General features: G+C 28.9%; 11 protein-coding genes. 2 read left to right on the plus strand and 9 right to left on the minus strand.

Annotated features, from left to right (window positions below; genetic code table 11):
- Positions 1-260: 260 nt before the first annotated feature.
- Complete coding sequence (locus tag BM027_RS18715) at positions 261-386, plus strand: hypothetical protein (protein ID WP_278320235.1); 126 nt, start codon at positions 261-263, stop codon at positions 384-386.
- Positions 387-1,112: 726 nt separating this feature from the next.
- Positions 1,113-1,694 (plus strand): sugar O-acetyltransferase, encoded by a 582-nt coding sequence (locus BM027_RS11075; RefSeq protein ID WP_090091687.1) that lies wholly within the window; start codon positions 1,113-1,115, stop codon positions 1,692-1,694.
- 390 nt (positions 1,695-2,084) lie between these two features.
- Here the strand turns inward: BM027_RS11075 and nhaA are convergent, their stop codons facing one another.
- The 9 genes from nhaA to BM027_RS11120 form a co-directional block, all read right to left on the minus strand.
- A complete protein-coding gene (gene nhaA / locus BM027_RS11080; protein WP_090091688.1) occupies positions 2,085-3,281 on the minus strand; it encodes a Na+/H+ antiporter NhaA in 1,197 nt (398 codons plus the stop codon).
- A gap of 322 nt (positions 3,282-3,603) precedes the next feature.
- Positions 3,604-4,878 (minus strand): PTS sugar transporter subunit IIC, encoded by a 1,275-nt coding sequence (locus BM027_RS11085; RefSeq protein WP_090091689.1) that lies wholly within the window; start codon positions 4,876-4,878, stop codon positions 3,604-3,606.
- Between the two features lie 178 nt (positions 4,879-5,056).
- Positions 5,057-6,151 (minus strand): DUF871 domain-containing protein, encoded by a 1,095-nt coding sequence (locus BM027_RS11090; RefSeq protein WP_090091690.1) that lies wholly within the window; start codon positions 6,149-6,151, stop codon positions 5,057-5,059.
- Between the two features lie 3 nt (positions 6,152-6,154).
- Entirely contained in the window at positions 6,155-7,057 is a 903-nt protein-coding gene (locus tag BM027_RS11095) for an N-acetylglucosamine kinase (protein WP_090091691.1), read from the minus strand.
- Positions 7,058-7,102: 45 nt separating this feature from the next.
- A complete protein-coding gene (locus BM027_RS11100) occupies positions 7,103-7,408 on the minus strand; it encodes a PTS sugar transporter subunit IIA (protein WP_090091692.1) in 306 nt (101 codons plus the stop codon).
- Positions 7,409-7,427: 19 nt separating this feature from the next.
- Positions 7,428-7,739 (minus strand): PTS sugar transporter subunit IIB, encoded by a 312-nt coding sequence (locus BM027_RS11105; protein ID WP_090091693.1) that lies wholly within the window; start codon positions 7,737-7,739, stop codon positions 7,428-7,430.
- Positions 7,740-8,168: 429 nt separating this feature from the next.
- Complete coding sequence (locus BM027_RS11110; protein WP_090091694.1) at positions 8,169-11,027, minus strand: sigma-54-dependent transcriptional regulator; 2,859 nt, start codon at positions 11,025-11,027, stop codon at positions 8,169-8,171.
- 642 nt (positions 11,028-11,669) lie between these two features.
- Positions 11,670-13,040 carry a 6-phospho-beta-glucosidase gene (locus BM027_RS11115; protein ID WP_090091695.1) on the minus strand — a complete coding sequence of 457 codons (1,371 nt, stop codon included), beginning with the start codon at positions 13,038-13,040 and terminating at the stop codon, positions 11,670-11,672.
- A gap of 627 nt (positions 13,041-13,667) precedes the next feature.
- Complete coding sequence (locus BM027_RS11120; protein WP_090091696.1) at positions 13,668-14,108, minus strand: DUF6985 domain-containing protein; 441 nt, start codon at positions 14,106-14,108, stop codon at positions 13,668-13,670.
- Between the last annotated feature and the right edge of the window lie 13 nt (positions 14,109-14,121).

Here is a 14,121-nt window from a genome sequence, read left to right on the forward strand (position 1 = left end):
TTGTCTATTATTTTCTTTCATGTGACTAACGATTATGATTAAAGTCTGTTTCTAATAAGTGTAAAATAGATTCCCATAAATAAAAAACTTCTTCATTATCCTTCTAATCTCATTCTTTGTATGTCTATTTACTGAAATATATCCGTATTCTTAACTATGAGCTCTAAGTAATAGTCCTTACAGGGTTCAATAAAATGTTAAGGTAGAGTATTTTAGTTTTATATAGATCATACTGGACTAGAAAGAGAGGATGCATATATATGAAACTTGAAGGACATAACGGAAACAATTGGTTTAGACTTCTTGTTTCAACAGAAAATGAAAGGTTCTTTGGTGTTCTTATATTTTTATTTGGAATTATTTTGGTATTAGTTAAATACCTTTAATATAGCAAAAAGGTCTCTATATAGTAACTCTCCCAAGAAACACTATATAAAAACCTTCACCAAATAAAATATTAGAATCACATGAGGTAGCTCCTTTGGAGCTATCTCAACCAAAGTTTTAATCTATATAAATTTTAACTACATATCTATATAATATACCTAAATTATACCCTATTTGTTACTTATTATACAAAATAATTTTATTAAATTAAACATACATAGTTCTAATTATACGCATTTAACTGGTAAAAAATTACAAAATCTATAAATAGTACAACACTTTAATTTATTGGGCTCTGTTTTAAAACTGTGTTAATATTGTTACATATTGTTCAGTGGGCTAAAAAATTAATATAGGAAACTCGACTCATATTCATTCGCTGAGTAAGTTCGAGCAACAAAATATAAAATTTTGACTCTCACTTAAGAACATCTAAATGAGTATAGTCCCATTCCAGCTTGCTCCAAAGACAAGCTTCGGACAAGCAATTAATGTGACAATAATCATTAAGAGTTCTAAAAGTCAAATTTTAATGCCCACTGAACAAAGATGTAACAATATTAACACATCCCTTTTTGTACTTATTGTACATACTTTCCTAAATACTACATTTACAAAATATGCTATAATAACGATATATTGGTCTAGTTCAAAAAATTCTAAAAATCTTTGACTAGCTATTTATTTTAAAATACCTAAGTAAGAACAACTAGGAGGATAAAATGATGAATTTAAGAGAAAAAATGTGTTCAGGTAAGATGTATAATGATTATTCTAAAGAACTAGTGGAGGAAAGAAAACGTGCAGTTTTATTAACTAATAAGTATAACCAAAGTTTTTGTGAACCAGAAGAAGAAAGAATGAAAATTCTAGATGAACTCTTAGAAAAGCATGGTAAAAATACACACTTTGAACCAGACTTTCGTTGTGAATTTGGTTTTAATATTACTATAGGGGATAACTTTTTTGCAAACTTTGATTGTATTATTTTGGATTGTGCTAAAGTAACTATTGGTGATAATGTGTTATTTGGCCCAAGAGTGGGTATTTACTTGGCTAATCATGCAACTATAGCTGAAGAACGTAATGCTGGTGGATGTTATGCAAAGCCTGTAACAATCGGTAATAATGTTTGGGTTGGTGCTGGAGTTAATATAAATCAAGGCGTAACAATAGGCAATAATACTATAATTGGTTCTGGTAGTGTTGTTACAAAAGACATTCCAGATAATGTTATTGCAGTTGGTAATCCATGTAGAGTATTAAGAGCAATTACTGAAGCAGATAGAACTGATTATTTAGGCTAAAAATTACAAACTTTATTACATATTTTTGTTACTAATTTTGTTCCTTTTAATGTAAGGCACATGAAAGAAAATAGTAGACCAGTATCCTTGTATATTTGGTCTATTTTTTTCTTTCGTGTGCCTAATATAAAGTTTAACTTAGATTTGCAAAAACATTGAAATTTTGTACTGTTTGAATTGTATCTTGAAATTTACTGGCTCTTTATAAAGTGATTCTTATGTCAAAATGGAGTTTGCTCATGAGAAATACTTTCTCCATCTGAGCCTTAGAAGAACTTATATATATGTTCTAATTAATATAATCATTATTTATATAGTCAATCTAAAAAAATACTAGAGATACTAAAGAAATTCAAATGAACAATGATTTTTAGAATATATATATATTATTTATTTTTCAATTTGAGGTTTTATAAATTTAAAAATTATCATACCTAATATTGCAGCTAGAATTGAAGCAATCATAATACTTATTTTTGCTGTAGATAGTACAGTTTTATCTGCAAATGACAAAGATGAAACAAATAGTGACATAGTAAATCCAATCCCACCAAGAACACTTGCACCATATAGGTGCATTTTTGTTACTTGAGATGGAAGTTTGGCAATCTTTAACTTTACTAAAATGTATGAAACTCCAAATATACCTACTTGCTTGCCAATAAAGAGACCAAATATAATCCCTAAACTAACGGGTGTCAATATAATTGTTGAAAAACTGTTAATATCAATATCTATACCTGAATTTGCTAGAGCAAATATTGGCATAATCACAAAAGATGACCATGGAACTAAAGTATGCTCTAGCCTATGTAAAATTGATGTTTTAAATTCATCAATATTTTTTCCAACAGGCAACGTCATTCCAAGTAGTACGCCAGCAATTGTTGCATGTATACCTGATTTTAAAACGCAAAACCATAGTAGTATCCCTCCAATAATAAAAACAGCTGTAGATTTAACTTTAAATCTGTTAGCTAATATAAGTGCAATAAAAATAACTAACCCTAAAATTAAAGCCCCCCATGAAATTTGACTAGTATAAAACATAGCAATTACGATAATAGCACCCAAATCATCAACTATAGCTAAAGCTGTAAGGAAGATTACGATTCCTTTAGGTGCCTTTTTACCTACCAAAGAAAGTATTCCTAAAGCAAATGCAATATCTGTTGCCATTGGAATTCCCCACCCTGTAATAGTTGGTTCATTATAATTAAATAATGCATAAATAATAGCTGGTACTATCATACCTCCTATAGCCGCAGAAACAGGCAGTATAGTTTTTTTAAAAGATTTAAGTTCTCCAATTACTAGCTCTCGCTTTATTTCCATACCAACTACAAAGAAAAATATAGCCATTAACCCATCATTAATCCAGTGAAGAACTGACATAGATAAAGAAACTTCTTTATATCCAATAGTTATATTTGTATGTAATATGTTTTCGTAGGTTGTAGCCAAACTGGAATTTGCAATTATTATTGCAATAATGGCACAGATTAAAAGTACTACACCGCTAGCATATTCATTTTTAAAAAAGTATAAAAATGGATTGAAAATTTTGTTGTGAACTTTATTTTTCATATTCAACCTCCTTTATATTATTATGTATACCCTAAAAACTTAATTTAAATAAAAAATTATAGTTAAAACATTATTTTTTCCTTTTGAACACTCATCTTTCTAAATTTATTCTATATTCACTAACAAATGGTTCTTTACATAAAAAATAGTGAGTTGTTAAAAACAACTCACTATTTAAATATAGAATGTCAATTAAGGCTGTTAGTAAAAATCCTGATGTTGCAAAATCAAGATTAGGTACATTCAAAAAATAATATATAACAATATCAACACGGTTTTAAAACAAAGCGTATTTTTATAATTTCTTGTTATATCAAAATTTCTATTTTGCTCTTTGAGCATCTGCTTCTTGTTTACCAGCAATATATACAAATGGTAGGTATATTACTACACTTACTGCTAAGCATATAAGTGCTGTAACTCCACCCATTATTGAGTTAGTTGAGAATATAGCTCCTAAAATTGGTGGTGTTGTCCAGTGAGCCATTATTGCTACTTTTGGTACAAAATGAATTACAGTTAAGAAATATGCAATTAATGCAGAACATATTGGTGCTAACATAAATGGAATAAAGTAAATTGGATTTAATATTATTGGCATACCAAATATTATTGGCTCATTTATATTGAATAATCCTGGTGCAACACCCAAATTAGCAATTGTTTTTTGTTGGGCGCCACTCTTTTTTCCTAAGATATATATCGCTACAATTAAAGCTATTGTAACTCCTGATCCACCCATATTTACATACGAATCTAGGAATTGGCTATTTAAGATATTTTTTGGTGCTTCTCCATTTTGTAGTGCTGCTGTATTTTCTAAAAGTAATGGAAGTAATAATGCACTTATAAATGGCATTAGTATATTTGAACCATGTAGTCCAAAGAACCACAATAATTGTGATATTAGTATTATTAGTAATACTCCGCCTAAACTACCAGCCAAACCTTGTAATGGTTTTTGCAATGTGAAAAATAATGCTTGATGCATATCAGGTACACTAATAAGTATAAATAATTCCTTAACTCCAGCTACTATTGCCAAAATTATAACTGATGGAACTAACGCTGCAAATGATTTTGCAACTGCTGGTGGAACTCCTTCTGGCATCTTTATTACTAATTTAGGATTTCCTATTAATTTAACAAATAATTCTGTAGATAATAATGCTACTATTAATGCAATAAATAGTCCTTGTGCTCCTAAGAATGCTGTTGATATTAATCCCTCTGGAGTTATTTTATATAATATTAATACTGCAGCTACTGATACCATACCAGCTGCTAAGCCATCTTTGTCATATCCTCTTGCTAAATGATATGATATTGTAAATACAATTAATATTGACATAATTCCGAAAGAGCCATTATTAATAGCTGTTCCCCAATCTTTCCAACCTACAGGTAATAACCAATTCATGAAGTTTTGATATGGTTTCCATCCTATATTATTAAATAATGAAGCAAAGGCTCCTGCCATAATTATAGGTGTAATTGTAGCAAAACCATCACGAATCGCCACTAGATGTCTTTGCGAGCCAATTTTAGCTGCAACTGGCACAAAGTATTTCTCCATCCAATCAAAGAATTTTTTCATACTATTTTCCTCCCCTATTAACTATTATTTTAATTACTTGTGTAATTACACAAGCACTTGTTCTACTACTTTTTACAAGTAAAATGATAACTATTTCCAAGCTTTAGATGAGGTCAGAAGACCTACTTAAAACTAAAAACGCTGTTTATTTAATAACTAAATACATTAACTATGCATTCTAAGCTTTATTTAATTCAAAACCAAAGCTTCCCCAAGGCTCGATATAGTCTAATAAAAATATTTCTTCATCTACTATTTTGCCTACTACATTAGTCTTACCAGCGTTTTTCATGTCTTTTAAAGCAATTTGAAGCTCACCTGCATATCTAGTGTATAAATCTGAATCTATTAATATATCTCCTCTTTTAATTTCAGGAGTATTAACTGCTGGAAAACTTTCATCTTTATATTTAACTCTACTTTGCGTAGACCTTAACATATACTCTGAAACATCTCCCCTATTATAATGAATTTCTTCAAGAACAATTTTCCTTTCAAGTTCAGTTGCACTTTCATTAAATTCAACCTTAAATATTAATTTTTCTTTGTTTAGCTCACTTAATACTTTGAGTTCTTCTTCTGATGCAAATGAATTTGCTATTATAATGTCATCAATTAATCCAGTTGCTAAAAAGTGCTTAGCTTGTACATCTATAGGTAAATCCCTATGCATTTCTAATGTACATAGCCCTTCTGAAACTGGCCAAGGACCATATTTTGCACTTGGTGAATTTACAAATGCTGCAGTATTTAATCCAAGTTCCTTAAATTGTTTTGAGCATTTCATAAAATGCTGTAATGAAAGCCCTGTGTATTTATGAGGATAAAAATTATGGCATCCGTATAAATTATTAGGATTAGCTTTATATGATAAAATATTATCAACATATTTAGTTCCATTACTCATATTCAATTCTATTTTTAAGCCATACTCATTGAAGCTCATTATAGCCTCTTCTAATCCACTAAAGCTTAAATCTAATCTTATTCCACCTAACCCAATATCCTTAAATAATTTTAAATCATGTATAGATGCACCTAAATTTTTAAATATTGTTGGATCTAAATCTGCAATAACCTCCATGTTTTCTTCTTTTGCTGCTGATAACATAGTTTTAAACTCTCCTATTACTTCTTCCGTATTTTTATCAGCCACTGAAATCAAGCATGTAAATATTCTTTTAAATCCATACCTTCCAGCCAAATGTATATATTTAACGATTTCATTTATATCAGTATGATTTGGATATACTGATATTCCTAATCTTTTCATTCCTCACACTCCGTTCTCTTCTTTAATTTTATTTATATAATAAGCTCCTATTGTTGGAGAAATTTCTTCATCTACAATATCTTTAATAACTATATTTTCTCTTAAGTAATCTTCAAAAGCCTTTCTAACTACCTTAGCTTTTCTAATAACACCACCGACTAATGCTATAGAGCAACTTTCAAATTTTAATTTTCTGTATACATTTTCAACTGTCTTAGCAAGCTCTACACCTTCATTAATTAATATTTCACTTGCTATCTTATCACCCTCTTCGCCTAATCTAGCAACTATTAGTGTTAATGATGCTATCTCATCTTTAGTTGATGAATATACAAAGCTTGTTATTTCATCAACTGAATTAATTTTTAACTTGGTCATAATCCTCTTAGTTAATTCTGATGTTGGAATAGAATGTTCTTCTTCAAATATCATCCTTTTTATAGCATCGATTGATATTCTATATCCACTTCCTTCATCACCTAATAGGTTTCCCCATCCCCCACATCTTGTGGTTACATTGTTTTTAACTCCAAACGCTACCGATCCTGTGCCTGCTATAGTTAATATTCCATCTTTTCCTTTTAACATAGCCTTTATAGCTATTTCAGCATCATTCATAACTACACAATCAATTCTTAACTGATTTTTTATTGCATCTTCTATTATTTTTGCATTATCTCCAACTTCTGCTCCTGCAATGCCAAGATATACGCCTCTAAGTTCTTCATCAGCAAATGCATCTATTATTTCTTCTATAGAACTTACTATATTCTCTAAAGCTTTTTCTTTATTATTTAACAGATTTGCAAAACCTTTTACTGACGTCATCATAGCTTTTCCATCTAAAGAATAAGCTGTAGCTTCTGTTTTTGTTCCTCCACCATCAACACCTATAACATATTTCATATCATCACCATCCTTTTTGGTTTTACATAAGAAATATATTAAGATCTATTTCTTATGTAATTCTTCATGTATATCTATTATTTCTACTGCAAGAGTTTTTAATGTCATACTTGTCATTAAATGGTCTTGAGCATGTACCATAAGTAATGAAACTTCTACTTTTTCTCCATTAGCTTCTTTTTGTATTAAAGATGTTTGAGAATTATGTGCCTTTGATAATTCTCCTTGAGCTTTTTCTATTAATTCTCTTGCTTCATCTATATTTCCCTTTTTAGCACATTCAATTGCTTCCATTGAATAACTTCTAACTTCTCCACTGTGTACTATAAGATTCATTATTATTTCTTCCATAACGTTTTCTCCTTTTAAACTACTTATTTTCTATAAGTTCTAATGCTCTATCTAAAACTTTCATACCATTCATTGTTCCATAATCAACTGTATTTATTACTTCTACTGGTATATTTTTATCACTTAAACTCTTTTTAAATTTTGATAATAAAAATCTAACTTGTGGTCCTAATAATAAAATATCTGTATCATCTATATATTCTTTAACATCCGCTTCACCTGTAGCTTGTATACTACATTCAATACCCTTTTCAGTTGCTGCTGCTTGCATTTTTGAAACCAATAAACTTGTAGACATTCCAGCTGAACAAACTAATAATATTTTCTTCATTCTTAAATCCTCCTCTAAACTTTTAATTTATAGCTATGTTTTAGTAGAGTGTTGTTATTGTTATATTTTTGTAAAGTGGACATTGAAATTGGACTTTTAGAACTCTTAATGAGTATTGTCCTCTTTCTTGCTTGTCCAAAGCTTGCCTTTGGAGCAAGCTAAAAGGGGACTATACTCATTTAGACGTTCTTAAGTTCAATTTCTTAGCCCGCTTTACAATATATAACAATATCAACACGGTTTTAAAACAAAGCGTAATTTACTTATTATTTTCTTTCCTTACACCACTATATAAAGCAATTATCATGCCAATTTTTAATATATTCATAGAATAAGTCAAAGTGGCTTTATCACTGGATTATAAGTTATTTTTTAGAATGTAAAATTAACAAAAGAGTGTGCAAATTCAAATTACACACTCTTTCATTGTTACACAGTAACTACATTTTCTCTAACCATTCTAACCATATAAGCTAATTCATCATCTCCTATGTTTACCTCATAAATTTGTTCTAAAATTCTTACACTCTGTCTAATTAATATAAATTCATTAATATATTTATATCGATAATCTTCCAAATCTTTAAATATTATTTCATTTCTACCATGTTTTAGCTTATCTATAAGGAAACTCACATGAATTAGTATTCCTATTTGCGCATCATGCTGAATTTTAACGTTTAAACTTTCCTCTATTTGTATTATCATTGTTCTAACATTAGCAACTAATTTTGTACAATCTAATTCTGTTAGTTCATTTATTAGTGCTTTCCTTACCTTTAAAAAATCACGCTCAATATCAAGTAAGTTCTCCAAGTATCTTATTCCTTGTTCCATAAAAATATCTTGAGCAGATACAAACGGTACACCCTCAATAAATATGTTTACTGTTCCCACCACTGCTAATATTGTATATTTTTCTTTTAATCCACTTACCTTTTTTAAAAAATCTTCTTTATCCAGAATATCAAGAGGTATAATACTTACATTTTCTATATTTTTAAAATTGCTATTTATCCTTGTTTTTATTCTTTCTGCTGCACCTTCTCCTGTAAAACATGTAGTAATTATAATAAATTCTTTATCATTCTTATAATCCTCTTTAGACATTTGTATTGATGTCCTTCCTATCTCTTGGCAGGAATAATATATTGAATCCAAATTTCTACCATTTATCGCTTTTCTTCCTGCTTCTATAACAATTAATGTTGTTACCATATCAATTGTTTTAACTTTAATCCCTAGCTCATTGCTGATAATGTTTCCAAAGTTAATTAATGACCCCATATCAACTAATATTAATAAGCCTTTTTCAGTATACATTTCTTTAACCTTTTCCTTAGCTTTTTCAAGCATATATTCTGCTTTCATTGTTAGTGGCATATCTAATGCTTGTATATACTCTTCTCCTATCAAGGAGTTAGCTACTTCCACCATACTACTAGCTGTGCTTGTTCCATGCATAATAACTAATACACTAACTTTTTCTTCTAATTGTTCACTATTTTCATCATTATATTCAGATAAAAACATAGTTATATACCCTATTTCATCTAATGGAACATCTAAATTAAATTCTTTTTCAACAATCTTAACTATTTCCATTGCTACAATAAATTCTTCTCTGCATTCAGCTCTGACAACATTAAGTTTAGGATGATATATCTTTTTCCCCGAAGAAATTCTTTCAATACTACCTTGTAAATGAAGCGATAATCCAAAGTAAACCTTCTGATTAAATTCTCTTTGTAGTTTTTCAGATGCAATATCTAACATTTTTTCAACAACTGTTATTACTCTTAAATCAACAATTTTAGAAATTTCATCTTTTTTAAAATTTGTAGTTATTGTATTAATATATTTTTTAAAATACCTTTCAAAATCAATATTTAAAATATCATTAATACTAGTCTCATCCATTTTTTGCTTCTTTAATACCTCTATCTTCTTTTCTATGATTGAATAAAAACTCTTATTTTGAGGATTTTCTGTTTGATTAACTTCTAATTCAAAATTTCTTGATAAATTATCTTCATTTGAAAATCTTAAAATATCTGTCATATTTTTAGATATACAATCTATTTCTTTTCTATGTTCTTGAAGTTTCATTATTCCCTTTTGAACTCTAGGTTGCAAATCACTTTGATCTACTATAATATAATTATTTTTGTTTATTTTATAATTTAAAAATGCCTTAGCACAAGAAAGCTGAACATCACTTTTTAATTGACCTATATTATTAGGACAATCATATAATAAAAAAGATCTGATTGCATTTTTGCTTATATATATACTCTTTCCTAACCTCAATGATTCTGCTATTATAAATTCATTTAAAAGATAATATCTTTCTTCTAATTTTCTTTCTCTTAACGGGGGTAAAACTATTATCATTGGAATTCTTCTAGTAAATGTTTTCAATAAAAACGATTGAGGTTGTTCAGTTGTCGCAGCTATAATTTGTACTTCAACTTTTATTTTTTTCTCAGTATCTCCCAGTAATCTAAAATATCCCTTATCAATGAAAGTAAATAACATTTCTTGCCCTTGTGGTGATAATCTGTGTATCTCATCTAAAAAAAATATTCCTCCATCTGCTTTCTTTAATAATCCTTCTTTATCGCAATCAGCACCAGTAAATGCTCCTTTTTTCACCCCAAATATCTGTGCTACAACTAATTGTGGATTATCTGCATAATCTGCACAGTTAAATCTAACAAAAGGTGCATCATGCGCTATCATATTTGATTCTTTAGCAAAGTAATACATAACCTCAGCAAATAATGACTTTCCTACACCTGTTTCACCCAATATTAAAGTGTGTAATCCTCTAGGTGGATATAATATGGCTGCTTTAGCTTGTTGTATTGGTAACTTAAGAGACTGCTTTGCACCTATAAGCATCTCTAAACTATCTTTATTTTCAACTAATTTTTCTTGTTTATTTTCCTTTGAAATATTTTCTTTATTTAAAATATAATCTTTATTTGAAATATAATCTTCATTTGAAATATAATCTTCATTTGAAATATTTTCTTCATTTAAAATACAATGTTCATTTGAAACATAATCTTCTTTTAACATTTTAATACTGCTGTATAAAACAGGCCTGCCATCCTTTTTTTCCATTCTCTTTTCTTTATATAATTCATTTAAATATCTACTTATATTAGTACGATCTAATCCCATATATGAACTTAATTCAGCTGCTGTTACCCCTCTTTTCTTATCATTTTCAAGTTCATTTAGGCATTTCATAACTTCTTCTTTTCTCGTTAATCCCCCCATCAAAATCCTCCTTCCCCTACAATAGATAACCCACTTATAAAATATAAAGAACAAAAGTGGCTGCGCCACGCTCTTTTAGTTGAGAGTTGATAATTAAGAATTGAGAGTTATTGGTGGAAAACCACAGGTTTTCTAAAAATATATATTTTAAAATTCCATAAAGGATTTTTTTCCTTAACTCTCCACTTTTCACTCTCAATTCTCAACTAACACTTGCTTTAACCTTAGATTTTATCAGCATTTCAATCTTAAAATATTCTATAATTTCCTATACATAAATAAAAGGACAATATGCTTGTCCTTTTTGATTTATACTAAGTCAGAAAGTATTCTAATAGACATCTATTAGCAAAACTTACCTTCTTGTTATTGCACAAAATATACGCACATCTTTGCCCTGTTATTTTCTAATGACTATGTTTTAGAATAGTGTTGATATTTTAATATAAAGGCGAACTGGCATTGGAATTTGCTTTGTAGAACTCTTAATGAATATTTGTACTATTAACGCTTGTCATAATCTTTGATTAGGAGCATGCATTAATAGGACTAATATTCATTTTAGAGTTCTTAAAGTGAATTCAACTGTCCATGAGCTTTATATTACAATATCAGCATTCACTTAAAAAATAGTCAATTAATTTAATAAGTTAATGTTTGTTTATCTAATTCATTTATTATCTTAGCAAATTGAAGTAAATATTTTTTATGTGCTAATAATAATTCATTTAGTACTTCTTTAGCAATTTTTCCACTTGGAATTAGTGGATTTATTGTAAAAGCATGAATAGCTTCATTATAGCTACCTTTAATGGCTGCTGAAATTGTTGTTTGTTCCATTGATTTCATTAATTGAAGCATTCCTTTTGCTGGTATATCTAGCTTTCCAAAATTTATTGGTTCTGGACCATGTGCTGTTATTATACTTGAAACTTCTGCAATTGAATCATATGGAAGATCTGAAACTGAACCATTATTAATAGTACAAACCACCATTGTTGTCTTCTTATCATTATATATTGAACATATAACTTCACATGCAGCATCACTATAGTAAGCCCCTCCACGTTTAGTTAATTGTTCTGGCTTATAATCTAATTTAACATCCTTATATAATTCAAACAATTCTGCTTCAGTTCTTTTTACAACTTCTGCTCTTGTTTTACCTGTTGAAAAACTTTCTAATTCTTCTTTTAACATATCATCTGTAGCATAATAATAATTATGATATGGACAAGGTAATAATCCCAAATCTTTTATTTGTTCATATATAAACTTTGAGTCCTTAATATTAGCCACTACTGTTTCATTATTTGAACCTGAATTTTCTGGATTATATAGTAATTCTATTAATTCAGCTGTTCTTTCATTTCCTTCATTATCCCAAACTCTGTGCCAATGAAAATGATTTAATCCTGCAAATTTAAAGAATAAATCTTCTTCTGGAATTTCTAATGCTTTGCTATCTTGCTTCATACAATTAATTGGAACATTACATAATCCAATTGTTCTATTCCATCCACCATATTTAATTGCAGCTTCTGCTATCATTCCTGCTGGATTTGTAAAATTTATAAGCCATGCATTAGGACATAACTCTTTCATATCTTCTATTATATCTAAAATTACTGGAATTGTCCTAAATGCTTTAAACATTCCTCCTGCTCCATTAGTTTCTTGTCCAATTAATCCATGACTTAAAGGAATTCTTTCATCTTTTATTCTTGCATCTAAAAGACCTACTCTAAATTGAGTTGATACAAAATCTGCATCCTTTAACGCTTGTCTCCTGTCTAATGTTAAATTGACTTTCCAATCTAATCCTGCGGCCTTAACCATTCTTTGAGCCATAGCACCTACAATTTCTAGCTTTTCTTTTCCCTCTTCAATATCAACAAGCCATATTTCTTCAATAGGCAATTCATTACTACGTTTTATGAATCCTTCAATTAATTCTGGAGTATAGCTTGAACCCCCTCCAATAGTAACTATTTTTATTTTCTTATTTTTCATAATTAACCCTCCATCTTAGCGATATATATTTCTTTAGGCACATGAAATAAAATAACAAGTCCAAAATGCTATGCATATTTTTTTGAATGCGCCTTATAAATAATCCCTATCATTACTAACACCCTAAATATGTAAAAATATAAAGAACTCTGTTTATTTTTTTCTTACACTCTTATATAGAGCAATTATGGTGCCAAGGTTTCATATATTTATAAATCAAAGCTAAGTGGCTTTATCACTAGATTATAAATTCTTTTTAGCGTGTAAAATCAAAAAATAGTATGTAACTTACATTACACACTATTTTTTAGTATTACACCGTATATTTAATATTCTTTTCAAATTTATTAAATCTGTTGGTTCATAAACTTCATCTGCTACTTTAAAACACAAGTCTTGTTATGTAGTTATTTGGAGATACAACAAAAGTGGCTGTGCCACACTTTTTAGTTGAATGTGCCTCAGCTCTCCACTTTTCACTCTGAATTCTCAACTAACACTTGCTTTAACCTTAGATTTTATCAGCATTTCAATCTTAAAACATTATATAATTTCCTATATATTAAAATAAGGCAACCTTTCATTACGAAAAGTCGCCTTATTATCATGATTTTTATATATTATATTCTATTCCAAAAGAATATCTTGAGGACCAACATCAATTTTCTGTTTGTCACTAATTAAAATAGCCATCCCATGTTCCATATCCCAAGAACAGTCACATAGAACTCCTATACTTCCTGATTCAAGGATCAGAATAGAACTTGGCTTAACAATTTTCAAGATATCATCTGGAATCTCATCAAAATTAATATATGGTAATACTTCATTTTTCATTTCTTGAATATATTCTTTTGTCTTCTTTAATGATATATCAGAAATATTTAATAAGTTTTCTTTAAAGCTCAGATAACCTTGCCTTTGATTAACATTAACACTTTCATTTTCATAGGCAGAAACAACTATTTTTAATCTCATATCATGTCCCCACCATTTTAAAACATCCTCTTTTGTCCAACCCCTATTATATGTTAGTAAACCTAAAGCTTCATCATTTATACTACTCATTTTTTGCCTCCTG

It is taken from the genome of Clostridium uliginosum (assembly GCF_900112485.1).
In the GTDB taxonomy this organism is placed as follows: Bacteria; Bacillota; Clostridia; order Clostridiales; family Clostridiaceae; genus Clostridium; species Clostridium uliginosum.

What these genes read in the sequence shown, in the direction of transcription:
- BM027_RS11095 (WP_090091691.1), bottom strand. Translation starts at nt 7,057, where the DNA reads ATGAAATATGTTATAGGTGTTGATGGTGGAGGAACAAAAACAGAAGCT.
- BM027_RS11085 (WP_090091689.1), bottom strand. Translation starts at nt 4,878, where the DNA reads ATGAAAAAATTCTTTGATTGGATGGAGAAATACTTTGTGCCAGTTGCA.
- BM027_RS11110 (WP_090091694.1), bottom strand. Translation starts at nt 11,027, where the DNA reads ATGGGGGGATTAACGAGAAAAGAAGAAGTTATGAAATGCCTAAATGAA.
- BM027_RS11120 (WP_090091696.1), bottom strand. Translation starts at nt 14,108, where the DNA reads ATGAGTAGTATAAATGATGAAGCTTTAGGTTTACTAACATATAATAGG.
- nhaA (WP_090091688.1), bottom strand. Translation starts at nt 3,281, where the DNA reads ATGAAAAATAAAGTTCACAACAAAATTTTCAATCCATTTTTATACTTT.
- BM027_RS11105 (WP_090091693.1), bottom strand. Translation starts at nt 7,739, where the DNA reads ATGAAGAAAATATTATTAGTTTGTTCAGCTGGAATGTCTACAAGTTTA.
- BM027_RS11090 (WP_090091690.1), bottom strand. Translation starts at nt 6,151, where the DNA reads ATGAAAAGATTAGGAATATCAGTATATCCAAATCATACTGATATAAAT.
- BM027_RS11075 (WP_090091687.1), top strand. Translation starts at nt 1,113, where the DNA reads ATGAATTTAAGAGAAAAAATGTGTTCAGGTAAGATGTATAATGATTAT.
- BM027_RS11115 (WP_090091695.1), bottom strand. Translation starts at nt 13,040, where the DNA reads ATGAAAAATAAGAAAATAAAAATAGTTACTATTGGAGGGGGTTCAAGC.
- BM027_RS18715 (WP_278320235.1), top strand. Translation starts at nt 261, where the DNA reads ATGAAACTTGAAGGACATAACGGAAACAATTGGTTTAGACTTCTTGTT.
- BM027_RS11100 (WP_090091692.1), bottom strand. Translation starts at nt 7,408, where the DNA reads ATGGAAGAAATAATAATGAATCTTATAGTACACAGTGGAGAAGTTAGA.